Consider the following 14,877-nt stretch of genomic DNA (forward strand, 5'->3'; position numbering starts at 1 on the left):
ATGGAAAACTTCTGGCAGGCCTGCTCCCACAAACTTGAGCAGGAGCTGACGCCTCAGCAATACAGCGCCTGGATCAAGCCGCTGGTCCCGCTCGACTTCGAGGACGGGCTGCTGCGCATTGCCGCGCCCAATCGCTTCAAGCTGGACTGGGTCAAGACGCAGTTCGCCAACCGCATCACCGCGCTGGCCTGCGAGTATTGGGACGCGCCCACCGAAGTGCAGTTCGTGCTGGACCCGCGCGGCAACCAGGGCCGCCGCCCGGCCGCCAATGCGCAAGCCAATGGCGGTGGCGCCAACGGCCTGGGTTTGCCCAACCACGAGCAGCTGCACCTGGATCCGGAACCGGCCCAGCCAGTGCGCGCCGTCGCCCCGCGCCAGGAACAGTCGCGCATCAACCCGGTGCTGACCTTCGACAACCTGGTGACCGGTAAGGCCAACCAGCTGGCACGCGCGGCCGCCACCCAGGTGGCCAACAACCCTGGCACGTCCTACAACCCGCTGTTCCTGTATGGCGGCGTGGGTCTGGGTAAGACCCACATCATCCACGCCATCGGCAATCAGGTGCTTGTGGATAACCCGGGTGCAAAGATCCGCTACATCCACGCCGAGCAATATGTGCGCGACGTGGTGACGGCCTACCAGCGCAAGGGCTTTGACGACTTCAAGCGTTATTACCACTCGCTGGACCTGCTGCTGATCGACGATATTCAATTCTTCGGCGGCAAGAGCCGCACCCAGGAAGAATTCTTCTACGCCTTCGAAGCCCTGATCGCGGCCAAGAAGCAGATCATCATCACCAGTGATACCTATCCCAAGGAAATCAGCGGCATGGACGACCGCCTGATCTCCCGCTTCGACTCTGGCCTGACGGTGGCCATCGAGCCGCCCGAGCTTGAGATGCGGGTGGCGATTTTGATGAAGAAAGCTTCCGCAGAAGATGTGGTGCTGTCCGACGACGTCGCCTTCTTCGTGGCCAAGCACCTGCGTTCGAACGTGCGCGAGCTCGAAGGCGCGCTGCGCAAGATCCTGGCTTACTCCCGTTTCCACGGCAAGGACATCACCATCGACGTGGTCAAGGAAGCCCTGAAGGACCTGCTCTCGGTGCAGAACCGCCAGATCTCGGTGGAAAACATCCAGAAGACCGTGGCCGATTTCTTCAACATCAAGGTCGCGGACATGTATTCCAAGAAGCGCCCGGCCAACATCGCCCGTCCGCGCCAGATCGCCATGTACCTGGCCAAGGAGCTGACCCAGAAGAGCCTGCCGGAAATCGGCGACCTCTTCGGCGGGCGCGACCACACCACCGTGCTGCACGCAGTGCGCAAGATCGCCGCCGACCGCGCCAAGAGCCCGGAATGCAACCACGAGCTGCACGTGCTGGAACAGACCCTGAAGGGTTGATCCGCCTGACAACGCACAGGCGCGAAAACGCCTGTGGATAAATCGACATGCCGCCCGCTTCCAGCGTGAACCGGGCGGCATTTCTTTTCCACAGGGCATTGCGGCAAAACGACGGTGCATTTCGCCAAAAGCGCCTGTGGATAATTGAAAAATGCCGCCTTCGGCGGCATATGAAAGAAAAGACAACCCGCCCGCTCGCCTGCCCTTTTTTCCCTTCCAAAGCCCTCGCCTGACCCCTGCCGCACTACTCTGAAGAGGGGATGATTGGTACAATGGAAGGCGTTATTTCGCAGGCGGACGCAAGGGCCGGCCACGGAGCAGGAAATCCGCGAAGTATCACGGAAACTTCGAATAAAACACCGGCAAGTTCCGGCAAAAGTATTCAAATGTTCCAAACGTATAGCCAAGTGGTTCTGGCTGCCCGGGTTTGTCAGGCGCAGATGGACAATGCCGGGTCGCTGTATCACCAGCTCTTCGGGAACGGGTATCGGACCGGCAGCGGCCGGTCATGCACTAGCAGGAGCGTTGCGTATTTCGGGAAGTGAGTTCAGCAGTGCGTGGGCAGGTTGCACTGCAGGCAGCAGCTGTTTTTCACCAGAGGAGGAACACGCGCGACATGGGCATGACTGAACGCCGGCCAACGGCGCCCTTTAAACCACTATTAGCAAGGACAAACTGACTATGCAATTGGTTAAAACCCAACGAGACACGCTCCTGCGTCCTCTGCAGATCGTGAGTGGTATTGTCGAGCGTCGGCACACATTGCCGATTCTGGCCAATATTCTCATTCGCAAGGACGGCGAGAAGGTGTCTTTCCTGTCCACCGACATCGAAGTGCAGATCACCACGCACGCCGACGTCGGTTCGGGTAGCGAGTCCACGGCCACCACGGTCGCGGCCCGCAAGCTGCTCGACATCCTGCGCGCCCTGCCGGATTCCGGCGAAGTGTCGGTCTCCCTCTCCAACAAGCGTCTGACCGTGCAATCGGGCAAGTCCCGCTTCGCCCTGCAGACCCTGGCCGCCGAAGAATTCCCGACGGTAGCCCAGGCCGAGCACTACAACGCCCAGGTCAACCTGCCGCAGAAGACCCTGAAGCACCTGTTCAACATGGTTCACTTCGCCATGGCCCAGCAGGACATTCGTTACTACCTGAACGGCCTGTTGCTGGTGGTGGAAGGCAAGAACGTCATTGCGGTCGCCACCGACGGCCACCGCCTGGCCTTCTGCCAGGTCGAGACCGAACAGGACTTCCCGCGCCAGGAAGTCATCATCCCGCGCAAAACCATCATCGAGCTGCAACGCCTGCTCGACGACAGCGATGATGAAGTCCAGCTGCAGATCGCCAACAACCAGGTCAAGCTGACCTTTGCCGACATCGAGCTCATTTCCAAGCTGGTCGAAGGCAAGTTCCCCGACTACACCCGCGTGGTGCCCAAGGGCTACAAGAACAGCTTCACCATCAGCCGCGACCAGCTGCTGCGCTCGCTGCAACGCGCGGCCATCATGACCAGCGACAAGTTCAAGGGCGTACGCTGGGTGATCGCCCCAGGCAGCCTGAAGATCAGCTCCACCAATGCCGACCAGGAAGAAGCGGTCGAAGAACTGGAAATCGACTACGGCGGCGACACCGTCGACATCGGTTTCAACGTCAGCTACCTGCTGGACGTGCTCAACAACCTCAAGAACGACTACGTCAACATCGCCCTGGGCGATGCCAACTCGTCGGCCCTGATCACCATCCCTGACAACGCCGACTTCAAGTACGTCGTCATGCCGATGCGGATCTGAGCAAACCCGCTCCACGCGCACGAGGGGCCGTCCCAGACGGCCCCTCGGTTGCTTTTAAGAATTCCAAAGATTCATCCCCAGAATTCCGTTTTTTGCAGCTCCCTAGTCGTTTGGCTAGCATTTTCAGAAGGTAACCATGTCCTCCAGCCCCGCAGACAACACCAATTCCGCGCAACAAAGCTATGGCGCTTCTTCCATCCAGATCCTGGAAGGCCTGGAGGCGGTGCGCAAGCGTCCCGGCATGTACATTGGCGACACCTCTGACGGCACCGGCCTGCACCACCTGGTGTTCGAAGTGCTGGACAACTCGATCGACGAAGCCCTGGCCGGCTATTGCAGCGAGATCCACGTCACCATCCACGCCGACAACTCCATCTCGATCACCGACAACGGCCGCGGCATCCCCACGGGCCTCAAGATGGACGACAAGCACGAACCCAAGCGTTCGGCGGCCGAAATCGTGATGACCGAACTGCACGCCGGCGGCAAGTTCGACCAGAACTCCTACAAGGTCTCCGGCGGCCTGCACGGCGTGGGCGTGTCCTGCGTGAATGCACTGTCCAAGAAGCTGAAGCTGACCATCCGCCGCGACGGCCGGGTCCACGCGATGGAATTCGCCAAGGGCATCGTGCAGAACCGCGAACTGGAGATGATCGATGGCGTGCAGGTCTCCCCGATCAAGGTCGTGGGCGAATCCGACAAGCGCGGCACCGAAGTCCACTTCTGGGCCGACGAAGAAATCTTCACCCACGTCGAATTCCACTACGAGATCCTGGCCAAGCGTATTCGCGAATTGTCCTTCCTGAACAATGGCGTTCATATCAAGCTGACCGACCAGCGTACCGGCAAGGAAGAGGACTTCGCCTTTGAAGGCGGCACGCGCGGCTTCGTGGAATACATCAACAAGAACAAGAGCATCCTGAACCCGACCATCTTCCAGGCCACCGGCGAGAAGCAATCCGACCAGGGCACGCTGGTGTCGGTGGACGTGTCGATGCAATGGAACGATGCCTTCAACGAGCAGGTGCTCTGCTTCACCAACAACATCCCGCAGCGTGACGGCGGCACTCACCTGACCGGCCTGCGCGCGGCCATGACCCGCGTCATCAACAAGTACATCGAAGAAAACGATCTCGCCAAGAAGGCCAAGGTCGAGATCTCCGGCGACGACATGCGCGAAGGCCTGACCTGCGTGCTGTCGGTGAAGGTGCCGGAACCGAAGTTCAGTTCGCAAACCAAGGACAAGCTGGTCTCCAGCGAAGTGCGCGGCCCGGTGGAAGAAATCGTCGCCAAGACCCTGACCGACTTCCTGGCCGAGAAGCCGAACGACGCCAAGATCATCTGCGGCAAGATCGTCGAAGCCGCGCGCGCCCGCGAGGCTGCGCGCAAGGCGCGCGAACTGACGCGCCGCAAGGGCGTGATGGATGGTTTGGGTTTGTCTTCCAAGCTGGCGGATTGCCAGGAACGCGACCCGGCGCTGTGCGAGCTGTACATCGTCGAGGGTGACTCCGCAGGCGGCTCGGCCAAGCAAGGGCGGGACCGCAAGTTCCAGGCGATCCTGCCGCTGCGCGGCAAGGTGCTGAACGTGGAGAAGGCGCGCTTCGAGAAGATGCTTTCTTCCGAGCAGATCACGACGCTCATCGCGACCCTGGGCACCAGCATCGGTGCTGACGAATTCAATCCGGACAAGCTGCGTTACCACCGCATCATCATCATGACCGATGCGGACGTTGACGGCGCCCACATCCGCACGCTGCTGCTGACGCTCTTCTATCGCCAGATGCCGGCGCTGGTCGAACGCGGCCACATCTACATCGCCCAGCCGCCGCTGTACAAGGTCAAGGCGGGCAAGGACGAGCGCTACCTGAAGGACGACTTCGAGGAAGCGCAGTACATGATGCAGATCGCCCTGAACGATGCCGAGATCAAGCCTTCCGAAGGTGCTGCGCCGATCAGCGGCGAGGCGCTGGTGGAACTGGCACGCCAGTACAACACGGCCAACGCGATCATCATGCGCCTGTCGCGCGCCATCGATGAATCGGCGCTGAACGCCATCATGACCGGCGGCGTGGCCCTGAAGATGGACAACATCGAGCAGGCCACCGCTACCGCGGAAGAACTGAAGAAGGCCATCAACGACATCAACATCGACGTGCAGGCGCGCGTGGATGAGCATAGCGAGAAGGTGGCGCTGCATATCCATCGTCGCCAGCATGGCAACATCAAGGTGACCGTGATCGATGCGGACTTTGTGAGCGGTCCGGATTACCAGCAGTTGTCGACGGCAGCCGAGACCTTCAAGGGACTCATCGGCAAGGGCGCCATCGTGGCGCGCGGCCAGGGCGAGAAGCGCAAGGAATCGGTCATCACTGAATTCCGCCAGGCCATGGCGTGGCTGCGTGATGAGGCCGAGCGCGGCGTGAACAAGCAGCGTTACAAAGGTCTGGGTGAGATGAATCCTGAGCAGCTGTGGGAAACCACCATGGATCCGACCGTGCGCCGTTTGCTGAAGGTGCAGATCGAGGATGCGATTGCTGCGGATCAGATCTTCATGACCTTGATGGGCGATGATGTGGAGCCGCGTCGGGCGTTCATTGAATCCAATGCGTTGCAGGCGGGGAATATTGACGTTTGATCAGCCTGAAGCCAGCATTGAAAGACGTGAAAGTTGATGTTCTGGTGAAGGTCATTCGGACACTTTGTCTGTATTCCGACCCGAAGCAGCGGGGATTGTCGCGTCGGGTAGCTTTACCAAAGTCTGTTGCTGAGGCTGTCGAATTCCTCTCCCCGCTCGAAGCTTTGTTGGCCGAGTGGCCAACGGGTTTTCGGGGGCATGTTGAACAACGCATTGGGGCCGGCCGCACGGATGCTCGCACCTTAAACACGTTGCTGGGTGACTGGTATATCAGCCTGCGCAAGCTCTGCCAGGGCACAACGCTTGAACCGCTACTTCAGATCATCATCGACGTCGCCGCTGAAAAATCCGATTGCGTACTGGGACTGGATTCGGCCAAGACTATGGCCGAGGATGCAACGGGATATATGCGGGCGCCGGATGCAGCCAAAGCCATAGGTGTCAGCGTCTCAAGGCTGCACGACTCGATTCAAGCGGGCGAATGTGAGCACCGCGCACGGCGTACAGGCACGCGTGGCCAGGTGTACGAAATTCCATGCACCGAAGTTGAGCGTATCAAACGGAGACGTGATGAATGGATTTCAGACACCGCTGCCTGCGAGTTGGCGCGGATTTCGCCTAGCGTGCTTGAGCGCATGAAAGCCGCCGGCGTTGTTGAGTTTGATGCTCGATGGCGCGAAGACCTCCTGAAAGGTGGTGCGGTCGAGCAGAAATCTCTTCTGGACCTCTATGAACGTGTGGTTCGGTCGGCAGAACCTGGCGCCGTCGATGACGACGTAATGCTCACATGGGCAGAGCTGACTAGCCGTCGTATGGGAGAAAAGCAGGCCATTGAGTCACTGATGAAAGCCATTGCGGAGGGCAATGTGAAAGCCGTCGCTCGTGCTCGAACGTTGGGCGAAATGCCTTTCCTGAGGTCGGATGTGTCACGCTACTTCGGCACTCCATTGCTTGAGGCTGGTATGTCGATTCAGGAGTTGGCTAAAGTGACAGGGTGGAAATGGGAGTCAATTTCGCACTGGATGGACGAAGGGCTGCTTGCCTCCGAATCGATTCAACGTCGCGGCCAGCACTGTCGAGTCGTGTTGCCGCATCAGCTGCTGGCGTTCCGACAATCCTACATTCCGCTTGCCGACCTGGCACGTGGCATGGGAACCAAGTCGTCTGCGCTACTTAGACTACTGTCTGGTATCGAATTGGTTGGTGCCCAACAGCTGCCGAGTGGAGCTGTTCGCGGAGTGCTGATTCGAGTCGCCGAGCTGGGACGCTTAGCGGTTCTTGGAGCAAGGGCCGGACAGGACCTGTTTGTTCCTGCTGAGCCTGAGTAATCCTGCTTGTTGTCTCCCCTCGTAACAGGCGGTTTCATTGCTGTTGAATTTTCTCAACATGAGTGAAGCCGCTGCCACTGTGTTAGAAGAGGGAAATGGCTATCGCGTCCTGTTAGGTATTCTTGTAAAACGTCATAGGTTACTGGCAGCACCGCTCTCTACGTACATGCGCTTTTTCGAGAACAGACAGAATGCTAAAAGGCTCAGCCGTAAAACCAATAAGCCTCCTTGTTCTTATAAGCTACGGGCGGTGAGGCTGAGCCCAGCCCTCCCTGGCGTAGCCAAGGATGAGCCTTCACTCAGCTGTTACCCGTAGTGCTACGGTATGGAGCCAGCCTCGCCCGGCAGACTTTCGTTCCGCGCCTCTGCCTTCGCCAGCGCGCCGGACATCTCAGAACTACCCCCCAGAGTCCAGTATCCCCGGCGTGCTGGTGGTTAGCACCTCGTCCACGCCGGCGGCAATTACCACATTACCGAATCCTATCGACTGGATAGGGCGGCCATCTGACTTGGCGGCATTGTGCGCGGCGAGTCTCATGTAGGTCGTTGCATTGAGTATATGCAATTCACGGGACGATGTATTAGCCTACCCAACGCGAATATCCGTCGGCCTTGAGCAGGCGGACGGTACAGCTTGGCCATGACATTTTTGACTCTGGTATTCATCAGATGAATCTACTCCACTGCTGTGGAGGTGCGTCGAGCTCTGGCCAGCCTTATTTCCTTTCGTCGGCCCCAGTTTCCGTTGTTTCATCTTTCCGCTGACGCCCAATACGTGCCTCCGCCGAGGCTCTCGCCCGCTTTCTACCCAACTCCATCGCTTTACGGACGTCCCGGTCAATGGCACCCAGGTCTTGTTCAGGATTCGCCAACTGAGCCAATTCATGGTCACGCCGGAGGAGCCACAGAGCGGTGGCCAGGATGCCGACGCTTATAGTCGGGTCGCCGGCCTCAAGGCGCTGGAGGGTGGGGATTGAGACGCCCATGCGACCAGCCCAGACCTTGAGGGACTCTTTACGGCGCAGGCGTGCCACGGCGAGGTCGGCACCAAGCTTTTCGAGGGCGGTTTGGGTAGATGGAGGGAGCTGCCAGATGGCGCGGGGGCGCGGAGGCATATATATAGATATCTACGTAGTGGGGATACTCGTACAACTATACATTCATTTATTGCGTCTAGCATCTTTCGAAAAGAGAACGCGGCTCAGACGATGAGTCGCGTTCGGTGCTAGGTCATCGGCAGGTTGAGACTTGGCGCAAGAGGAGCTCCTGCTCATTGCGCAGGGCTGCGAGTTTTTCAACCTTTTCCGGTGCCCTCGGACGGGTTTCCTCTCCAACTAGCTTGAATTCACTGACGTATGTAACGTCGGCGATATCTGCGTCGACACGGTTGAGGCGTTTCTTCACGAAGGCGCAGTTTGGTGCTGAGGAGGCGCTGGCTTGGAGCTGCTGGACGTCCTTCTTAGCCGTGGCAAGCTCGGCAACCTTGGCTGCCAGCTTTTCATTCATTTGCTTCAGCAGGTCTTCGGCACGGTCGGCTCTGGCTTGCTCTTTGCCCAGTTGGACCGTAAGAGTCGACAGCTCCTGTGCCTTTTCGGATTGCGCTTGGGTCAGAGCGTTTTTGTACAGCAGCTCGCCACCGGCATAAAGAGTGGAACCGATGCCTGTGACCAGTCCACCGAAGAGTGAGAGCAGTGGTATCAAAGGAATGTTGCGCTTGGGGGCGGAAGGTGGCGGTGATGTAGGACCGCCAAGTGATGCGATAGGGGTGAGTGGTTGCTGTGTCGTCATGTTGATACTTTCAAAAGTTAACAAAGAGGGTTTAACGAACCCACCTGAAGAGCCTATAACGCGTTTTGTCGTACGCAACTTTTGGTCAGTGGCGTTTCGCGAAAGCAAGGCTACGGGCTTTTCGCTTCGCAAAATGGTCACGAAGTGCCCTCCAAGAGGCGTTATCTCTTTTAGAACCGTCTTTTATTCACTTTTTTGTGGATTGATTGTTTGTATGGCAACGGAATCACGTTGAAGAACCTTGGCCAGGTTCTGGCGGCCAAGAGCAACGGCTTCCTGGCTGCTTACGATTTGTGCGAGAACGTCGACGAGGTGAAGAACAACCTCGAAGACATTGAACAAAAGACGTTGCTCTCTTTTTATAAGAACGACCTTGGAATAGACGACCAAGAAATTGTCGACCGAGACTCGGACCCTCCTCGGCCTCAGATAACCGATGGGCTATCCGCCGAACTTCTCAAGCGCAATCTGCACCTTCGTTTTCACCGCTGGCTCGGTAACCTCCCACTCAGCCGGAAATGCACGCACGGCCGCTTTGGGCACGATAACCATTTCGTAGCCCAATCGGTCAAGCACCGCCATCAAGGTGGTGACCTTATAGTCCGACTCCCCGCTAAGTACCCCGGTCAGAGTTCGCCTGGCAATGCCGGCACGCTCACGTAGGTCCTGTTGGGTTATCTTCTGCTTCTTCATCGCGTCGCGCATTAGAGTCGCGATGTCTACTAGATTTCGCATCGATGCCTCATAAGTTTCAATTCCGAATGGGCAGCAAAGTAGGATTTATTCGAAATATCCTACTTTGATGGCCATGTCTTGCCGTGTTCGAAGGCAAGCCTCTCATCGTCCCGCATGCCGCGGCACTTGTCGACGGCCTCAAGCGCATCCCTGGTTTCTCCCTTGTCGGTCACGAGGAGATTCAGCCACATGCCAGCGAGCACGGTGAAAAGCAATTCGATGTTCGTCGACTTGCCGTTCTCCAGTCGGGAGAGCGCGCTCTTAGAAATGCGGAGCTGGTCTGCGGCGTCAATCAGTTTGATGCCACCGCTGGTCCGACGGTGCCGCAGTATTCGGCCCAGCGCCGTCATGTTTGATGCGTGCGGATGGAGCACTTCTTCCTCCGTCCTTATCGTCCTTCCCATAATTCCCACCTTTGGTGATTAATGATGCTGCTCGACGGCGCCGGGGCAATTGAGTCTCGTAAGTGGGAATAAAGGCTCGGAGGCGCCCTGGGCATCCCTCTTCTCTCGATGTCATTTAGTTGTAGGCCTGCCGAACGCTAGGTGGGAGCGGCGTTATACCGCGTTATACCAACTTCGGATAATTATCCCGACGCAGGATAATTCTGGATAACGGCGGTCGAGCGATGTGCTTGCGGAAACGATTCAGGAAATCTATGTACTTTTCGGACAGAAGAACCATAAATCGAAGTGATTTTCGGACAGGCCGGGACAAATCGGCACCTGTTTCGGACATGCGATGCTCTGCTTGGATACCTGATGGAATATGTAGACGGTATTGCCCCCAATTTACATTAAGGTTTGCAGTAAGAACGCCGGCTTGGTAACCTGCATTAAAGGGCCCCTCGAGCCGACTTGTGGGGGGCGCCGCTAGATAAGAGGAATCGGATCCGATGGACCAGAGGCCCCGCTAGTCGGGGCTTCTGCATTCGCGACAGTGGCGTCGAACAAGAACCCAAGATATCCCCCCCTTTAGGTTTAGGCTCCTATGGCATCAAGGTAAGGTTTTTCTCTACCTTTTTGATTTTCGTTTCTTGGTTGTTTCCGGTCGTGCAGCCTCTATGATGGTTTTGACGACACTAGGATTTGCCTGGACGAGCCTTGCATTCTCAGCCGCGTAGCCATACAGGTCTCTCAGGGCCGTCACAACGCCGGCTGACCTTGAGAATCCGCCCTCGCAGTGGACGAGCAAAGTGTGAACGGTATCTGGAAGTGCTTGGGCGAATCGCAATATGTCTTCTGCGTCATCTTTAGTCATTGCCGCAGGGAGCTTCTCTGCCGCACGTGCTGAGAGCTCGCCAAGGAAATCGACGTCTGCGAAGCTGAGTCGAAGCAGATACTGGTACTCAGGCAGTTGGGCGGGAGGTTTTTCAGGGGTCGTGATGGAAATCATGGCCACCCCGTCAATCAACGGGATGCGTTCCGCGTCGCCTCGGGACAGGGCGAATACCTGTCTGCCTTGTGCAGAGGGCCGGTACAGTTTGGCAACGACGTCTTTGACTCGAGTGTTCATTGGATAAATTTATCGTTCCTATGCGACGCCGTGTCAAGCTCCAGCCAGGCGCGTAGGACTGATTTTCGATGAGACGTCTTTTGCTCACTCCGGAGGAAGGTGCCGTCTAAAGCATAAGTTATTCTTGCCGTGGAGGATGTGATGACTATTCGGGAAACTTGTGGGGAATTCAGGACATAGTGAGTGACCTGATTGGTGTGTTATTGCACTAAATACTGACCCAGGATTTGCATCGAATCCTGACCCGTACGAGTTTCTATTATTACGCAGATGCCTTTTCTGCGGCTCCTCCTTTCTTCGTGTTTCGAGTGGAACTGTTCTTGAAACGGTAGCTGTCATTGCCTGTTTCGACAATGTGGCAGTGATGAGTGAGTCGGTCGAGTAGAGCGGTAGTCATTTTGGGGTCTCCGAATACGGTTCCCCATTCTCCGAATCCGAGGTTAGTGGTGATGATTAGGCTGGTACGCTCATAGAGTTTGCTGATGAGGTGGAATAGCAAAGCCCCGCCTGCTTGGCTGAATGGAAGATAGCCAAGCTCATCTAGTATTACGAGATCAGTATGTAGAAGGCGTGTTGCCAAGTTTCCCGCTCGCCCTTGTTGCTTTTCCTGTTCAAGCATGTTCACGAGCTCGATTGTGGAGAAATAGCGTACGCGGGCACCGTGATGCTCAATAGCTTGAATCCCAATTGCACTTGCTAAATGTGTCTTGCCGGTACCTGGGCCGCCAACCAGGACTACGTTCTGTCCGCCTCCTAGGAACGCACAAGTATGTAGCTTGCGCACTAGCGCTTCGTTCGCCTCGCTTGCACCGAAGTCGAAGCCGCTGAGATCGCGATAAGCGGGGAACCTAGCGGTTTTCATTTGATAAGCAAGCGACCGCACCTCCCGTTCAGCGATTTCCGCTTTGACCAAGTCTGAGAGAACAGGAAGGGCCGCTTGAAATGCCGGCGAATTCTGCTCGGATAGGTCGGCTACGGCTAGTGCCATTCCCCGCAGTTTCAAGATTCGAAACATTTCCAGTAGTGATTCAGGCTGCATCGACATGGTCTCCATCCTTATCTCTCAAAATGTCATAACGCCCAACGTCTGCCTTGGGTTCTTTGGTCAGTTGAAGTGCTTCCGGTGGAGTAACTTTCGGAGCTGGCGAGCCGTCCAATAAACGACTCAGTACATTGAGGACCACCTGCTTTGAGGGCGCGCCGCTCTTCAGGGCGGTCTCCACGGCGGATAAAACAATGTTCTCGTCGTGAAACATCACAAGTGCAAGTACCTCGACCATTTCGCGATCTCCGCCAGGACGTTTAAGCAGAATCGCCTGCATCTCTTTGAATGCGGCAGGTAAGTCTGAAAATGGAGCGCCGTTGCGTAAGGCCCCAGGTTTCCGTTGCAAAACCGTCAAATAGTGACGCCAGTCATAGATTGTTTGGCCAGGGCCGTGGTCGCGGTTGATGACCCGGTTATGCTCAGCAATGCGTTTTCCTTCTGCGATGAAGACCAGGCGTTCGGCATAGATGCGTAGGCTGATTGGGCGATTGGCAAACGATGACGGGACGCTGTATCGATTCCGGTCGAGCGTAACGAGACATGTCGGTGACACGCGTTTTGATTGCTCGACGAATCCGTCAAATCTCTTTCCTGTGGCCAGAAGATGCGGGCGTTCGCTCTCCCAAACTGTCCAAACGCTTTCGTTGAGTTCGGGGTGCTTGATTTGCTTCCAGTGCCGCTTGCATTCCGTGCTGAGCCACTGGTTCAGTGCAGCGAGGTTGGCAAATTCTGGAGCCTTTTGCCATATGCGGTTTCTGCTGTCACGGACGTTCTTTTCGATTTGCCCTTTTTCCCACCCGGAGGCCGGGTTGCAAAACTCTGCATCGAAAAGATAATGGCTCGTCATTGCGGTGAAGCGGGCATTCACCTCGCGTTGCTTGCCAGACATCACTTTATCGACAGCGGTCTTCATGTTGTCGTAGATGCCGCGGCGGGGAATTCCCCCGAAGGCCTCGAATGCACAAGCATGTGCATCGAAAAGCATCTCGTGCGTCTGCAGAAGGTAAGCTCGTAGGAAGAAAGCGCGGCTGTAGCTGAGCTTAAAGTGGGCGATTTGGAGCTTGGTTCGCTCGCCACCAATGACTACCCAATCCTCGCTCCAGTCGAATTGAAATGCCTCTCCGGGGGCGAATGAAAGAGGGATGTATGTTGATTTGCTCGCAGATTTGACCCTCTCCATTTGACCCACCTTCCATTGCCTGCTGAAGGCAGCCACCCGGTCATACGACCCCTCGTATCCCAGCTCTCTTAAGTCCAGGAACATCTGTTTCAGGGTCCTTCTTTGCTTCCGAGATTTGACCGCCTCTGCGCTGAGCCAAGCGGAGAGCCTGGCGGTGAAGTCATCGAGCGAGCTTGGCGAACGCCTTGCTGGATAAGCAGGTTCGCTGACATCGGATCGGATGTAGCGGCGAACTGTGTTGCGGGATATGTCGAGCCTGCGGGCGATTTCCCGAATTGAGATGCGGTCTCTGATGTACCAGCGTCGAATAATTCCAAGTAGGGCCACGTCTATCACTCCGTTCTCCCGCTCGCTGTCATGAGCAGGATTGTGGTCTAAACATGGGTCAACTTTGGATGCAAATTTCCTGGGAAAGTGGGTCAGTTTTCAATGCAAATCAACATGGGTCAATTTGCACGCAATTGACCCATGCATTTGGCTAGACAGCTTGTGCACCAAGCATTCCAGCGTTGGGCCGTGTTTCCCAAAAGTCCGCCGGTCTGACGAAAAGCTCTGAGAGAAATGACCCACCCCGCTTGACATGCTCTGGACCAGACTGCAATTCAGTCGCTGCAGCCTGCACAAAACCTTACGCTTAAATCGATTTCCTCTTGGGGGCATGGGAGAGTATCTCGTCCAGTAGCGCTGTCGAAAGTGGTGAGTAGCCGACGGCGCGGACCTGTCTCAAGAAATGCTTCCAGATTTCTCAATCCTTGCTTCCACCTTCCCGCAGGAGGCCCGAGTTTACGGGGCGCCGATTCTCAAGTTATGGGTCGCGCTACACAGCCAGCTCAGGGATTTCACAGTCGGCGAGCTGATGGATTGACGGTAGATCCCTTCTTGGGCCCTGATTAGGTTGACCCCATTCTTCGCAAAAACCTGGCCACTTCGGTGGCCAGGTTTTTTTTCGTCTGAAGACATCATCAGCGCGCCCAAGATGCAGACATTCAGGGACGCCTAAAGTACGACGGTTTGTTCGCACCAAGAGAAGATAAAATGAATACTCTTTCCTATTGCGCGACTTTCTGCCGGACTCAACCATGTCATGTGTGTTCTGTTCTTTGCCCTCTGAGCGGCTCATTGCCCAGAATGATTTCGCTATTGCGATCCGCGATGGATTTCCGGTGTCCTTGGGTCATACGCTCATCATCCCCAGACGACACGTTGCCTCGTTCTTCGAGCTAAGCGAAGAGGAGCGGTCCGCCCTGTTCGTACTTCTGGATGAAGCAAAACGGACATTGGACACGCAATGCCATCCCGATGGATACAACATCGGAATCAACGACGGGGCCGCCGCAGGGCAGACAGTGATGCATCTCCACATGCACCTCATTCCGCGCTATGCAGGCGATCTCCCTGATCCGCGAGGCGGGGTGCGCTGGGTGATTGCGGAAAAGGCGGATTACTGGAGCCAACGCTGATC

The 14,877-nt window shown here is 56.6% G+C and carries 13 protein-coding genes; 6 read left to right on the forward strand and 7 right to left on the reverse strand.

Annotation, left to right across the window (positions count from 1 at the left end; translation table 11 throughout):
- The 5 genes from dnaA to ACLRDN_RS00025 all read left to right on the forward strand — a co-directional run bounded on the left by dnaA (position 1) and on the right by ACLRDN_RS00025 (position 7,152).
- Positions 1 to 1,401: a chromosomal replication initiator protein DnaA gene (gene dnaA / locus ACLRDN_RS00005; RefSeq protein WP_338717371.1), complete on the forward strand. Its 1,401-nt coding sequence runs from the start codon at positions 1 to 3 to the stop codon at positions 1,399 to 1,401.
- A gap of 47 nt (positions 1,402 to 1,448) precedes the next feature.
- Positions 1,449 to 1,634 (forward strand): hypothetical protein, encoded by a 186-nt coding sequence (locus ACLRDN_RS00010; RefSeq protein WP_413458475.1) that lies wholly within the window; start codon positions 1,449 to 1,451, stop codon positions 1,632 to 1,634.
- A gap of 448 nt (positions 1,635 to 2,082) precedes the next feature.
- Positions 2,083 to 3,189: a DNA polymerase III subunit beta gene (gene dnaN, locus ACLRDN_RS00015; protein ID WP_039782907.1), complete on the forward strand. Its 1,107-nt coding sequence runs from the start codon at positions 2,083 to 2,085 to the stop codon at positions 3,187 to 3,189.
- 136 nt (positions 3,190 to 3,325) lie between these two features.
- Positions 3,326 to 5,824 carry a DNA topoisomerase (ATP-hydrolyzing) subunit B gene (gyrB, locus tag ACLRDN_RS00020; RefSeq protein WP_413458476.1) on the forward strand — a complete coding sequence of 833 codons (2,499 nt, stop codon included), beginning with the start codon at positions 3,326 to 3,328 and terminating at the stop codon, positions 5,822 to 5,824.
- On the forward strand, positions 5,821 to 7,152 hold the full coding sequence (locus ACLRDN_RS00025; RefSeq protein WP_413458477.1) for a hypothetical protein: 1,332 nt from the start codon (positions 5,821 to 5,823) through the stop codon (positions 7,150 to 7,152). Before gyrB ends, ACLRDN_RS00025 begins: the two co-directional genes overlap by 4 nt.
- Before the next feature lie 1,230 nt (positions 7,153 to 8,382).
- On the opposite strand, the gene ACLRDN_RS00030 is transcribed toward ACLRDN_RS00025, so the two are convergent.
- The 7 genes from ACLRDN_RS00030 to istA form a co-directional block, all read right to left on the reverse strand.
- Complete coding sequence (locus ACLRDN_RS00030; protein ID WP_413458478.1) at positions 8,383 to 9,081, reverse strand: hypothetical protein; 699 nt, start codon at positions 9,079 to 9,081, stop codon at positions 8,383 to 8,385.
- Between the two features lie 42 nt (positions 9,082 to 9,123).
- Positions 9,124 to 9,330, reverse strand: a complete 207-nt coding sequence (locus ACLRDN_RS00035) for a hypothetical protein (RefSeq protein WP_413458479.1) — start codon at positions 9,328 to 9,330, stop codon at positions 9,124 to 9,126.
- A gap of 51 nt (positions 9,331 to 9,381) precedes the next feature.
- Entirely contained in the window at positions 9,382 to 9,675 is a 294-nt protein-coding gene (locus ACLRDN_RS00040; RefSeq protein WP_413458480.1) for a helix-turn-helix domain-containing protein, read from the reverse strand.
- Between the two features lie 59 nt (positions 9,676 to 9,734).
- Positions 9,735 to 10,049 carry a helix-turn-helix domain-containing protein gene (locus ACLRDN_RS00045; protein ID WP_413458481.1) on the reverse strand — a complete coding sequence of 105 codons (315 nt, stop codon included), beginning with the start codon at positions 10,047 to 10,049 and terminating at the stop codon, positions 9,735 to 9,737.
- 640 nt (positions 10,050 to 10,689) lie between these two features.
- Positions 10,690 to 11,190, reverse strand: a complete 501-nt coding sequence (locus ACLRDN_RS00050) for a hypothetical protein (protein ID WP_413458482.1) — start codon at positions 11,188 to 11,190, stop codon at positions 10,690 to 10,692.
- Between the two features lie 262 nt (positions 11,191 to 11,452).
- Positions 11,453 to 12,229, reverse strand: a complete 777-nt coding sequence (gene istB, locus ACLRDN_RS00055; protein ID WP_413460447.1) for an IS21-like element helper ATPase IstB — start codon at positions 12,227 to 12,229, stop codon at positions 11,453 to 11,455.
- Complete coding sequence (gene istA, locus ACLRDN_RS00060) at positions 12,219 to 13,751, reverse strand: IS21 family transposase (protein WP_413458483.1); 1,533 nt, start codon at positions 13,749 to 13,751, stop codon at positions 12,219 to 12,221. The genes istB and istA overlap by 11 nt, the downstream gene beginning before the upstream one ends.
- Before the next feature lie 743 nt (positions 13,752 to 14,494).
- On the opposite strand from istA, the gene ACLRDN_RS00065 reads away from it, so the two are divergent.
- Complete coding sequence (locus ACLRDN_RS00065) at positions 14,495 to 14,875, forward strand: HIT family protein (protein WP_287019771.1); 381 nt, start codon at positions 14,495 to 14,497, stop codon at positions 14,873 to 14,875.
- The last annotated feature ends 2 nt before the right edge of the window (positions 14,876 to 14,877 follow it).

The sequence above is a fragment of the Herbaspirillum huttiense genome (assembly GCF_047300815.1).
In the GTDB taxonomy this organism is placed as follows: domain Bacteria; phylum Pseudomonadota; class Gammaproteobacteria; order Burkholderiales; family Burkholderiaceae_D; genus Herbaspirillum; species Herbaspirillum huttiense_A.

Coding starts and splice junctions, on each gene's coding strand:
- dnaA (WP_338717371.1), top strand. CDS start 1: ATGGAAAACTTCTGGCAGGCCTGCTCCCACAAACTTGAGCAGGAGCTG.
- ACLRDN_RS00010 (WP_413458475.1), top strand. CDS start 1,449: ATGCCGCCCGCTTCCAGCGTGAACCGGGCGGCATTTCTTTTCCACAGG.
- dnaN (WP_039782907.1), top strand. CDS start 2,083: ATGCAATTGGTTAAAACCCAACGAGACACGCTCCTGCGTCCTCTGCAG.
- gyrB (WP_413458476.1), top strand. CDS start 3,326: ATGTCCTCCAGCCCCGCAGACAACACCAATTCCGCGCAACAAAGCTAT.
- ACLRDN_RS00040 (WP_413458480.1), bottom strand. CDS start 9,675: ATGCGAAATCTAGTAGACATCGCGACTCTAATGCGCGACGCGATGAAG.
- ACLRDN_RS00050 (WP_413458482.1), bottom strand. CDS start 11,190: ATGAACACTCGAGTCAAAGACGTCGTTGCCAAACTGTACCGGCCCTCT.
- istB (WP_413460447.1), bottom strand. CDS start 12,229: ATGCAGCCTGAATCACTACTGGAAATGTTTCGAATCTTGAAACTGCGG.
- ACLRDN_RS00065 (WP_287019771.1), top strand. CDS start 14,495: ATGTCATGTGTGTTCTGTTCTTTGCCCTCTGAGCGGCTCATTGCCCAG.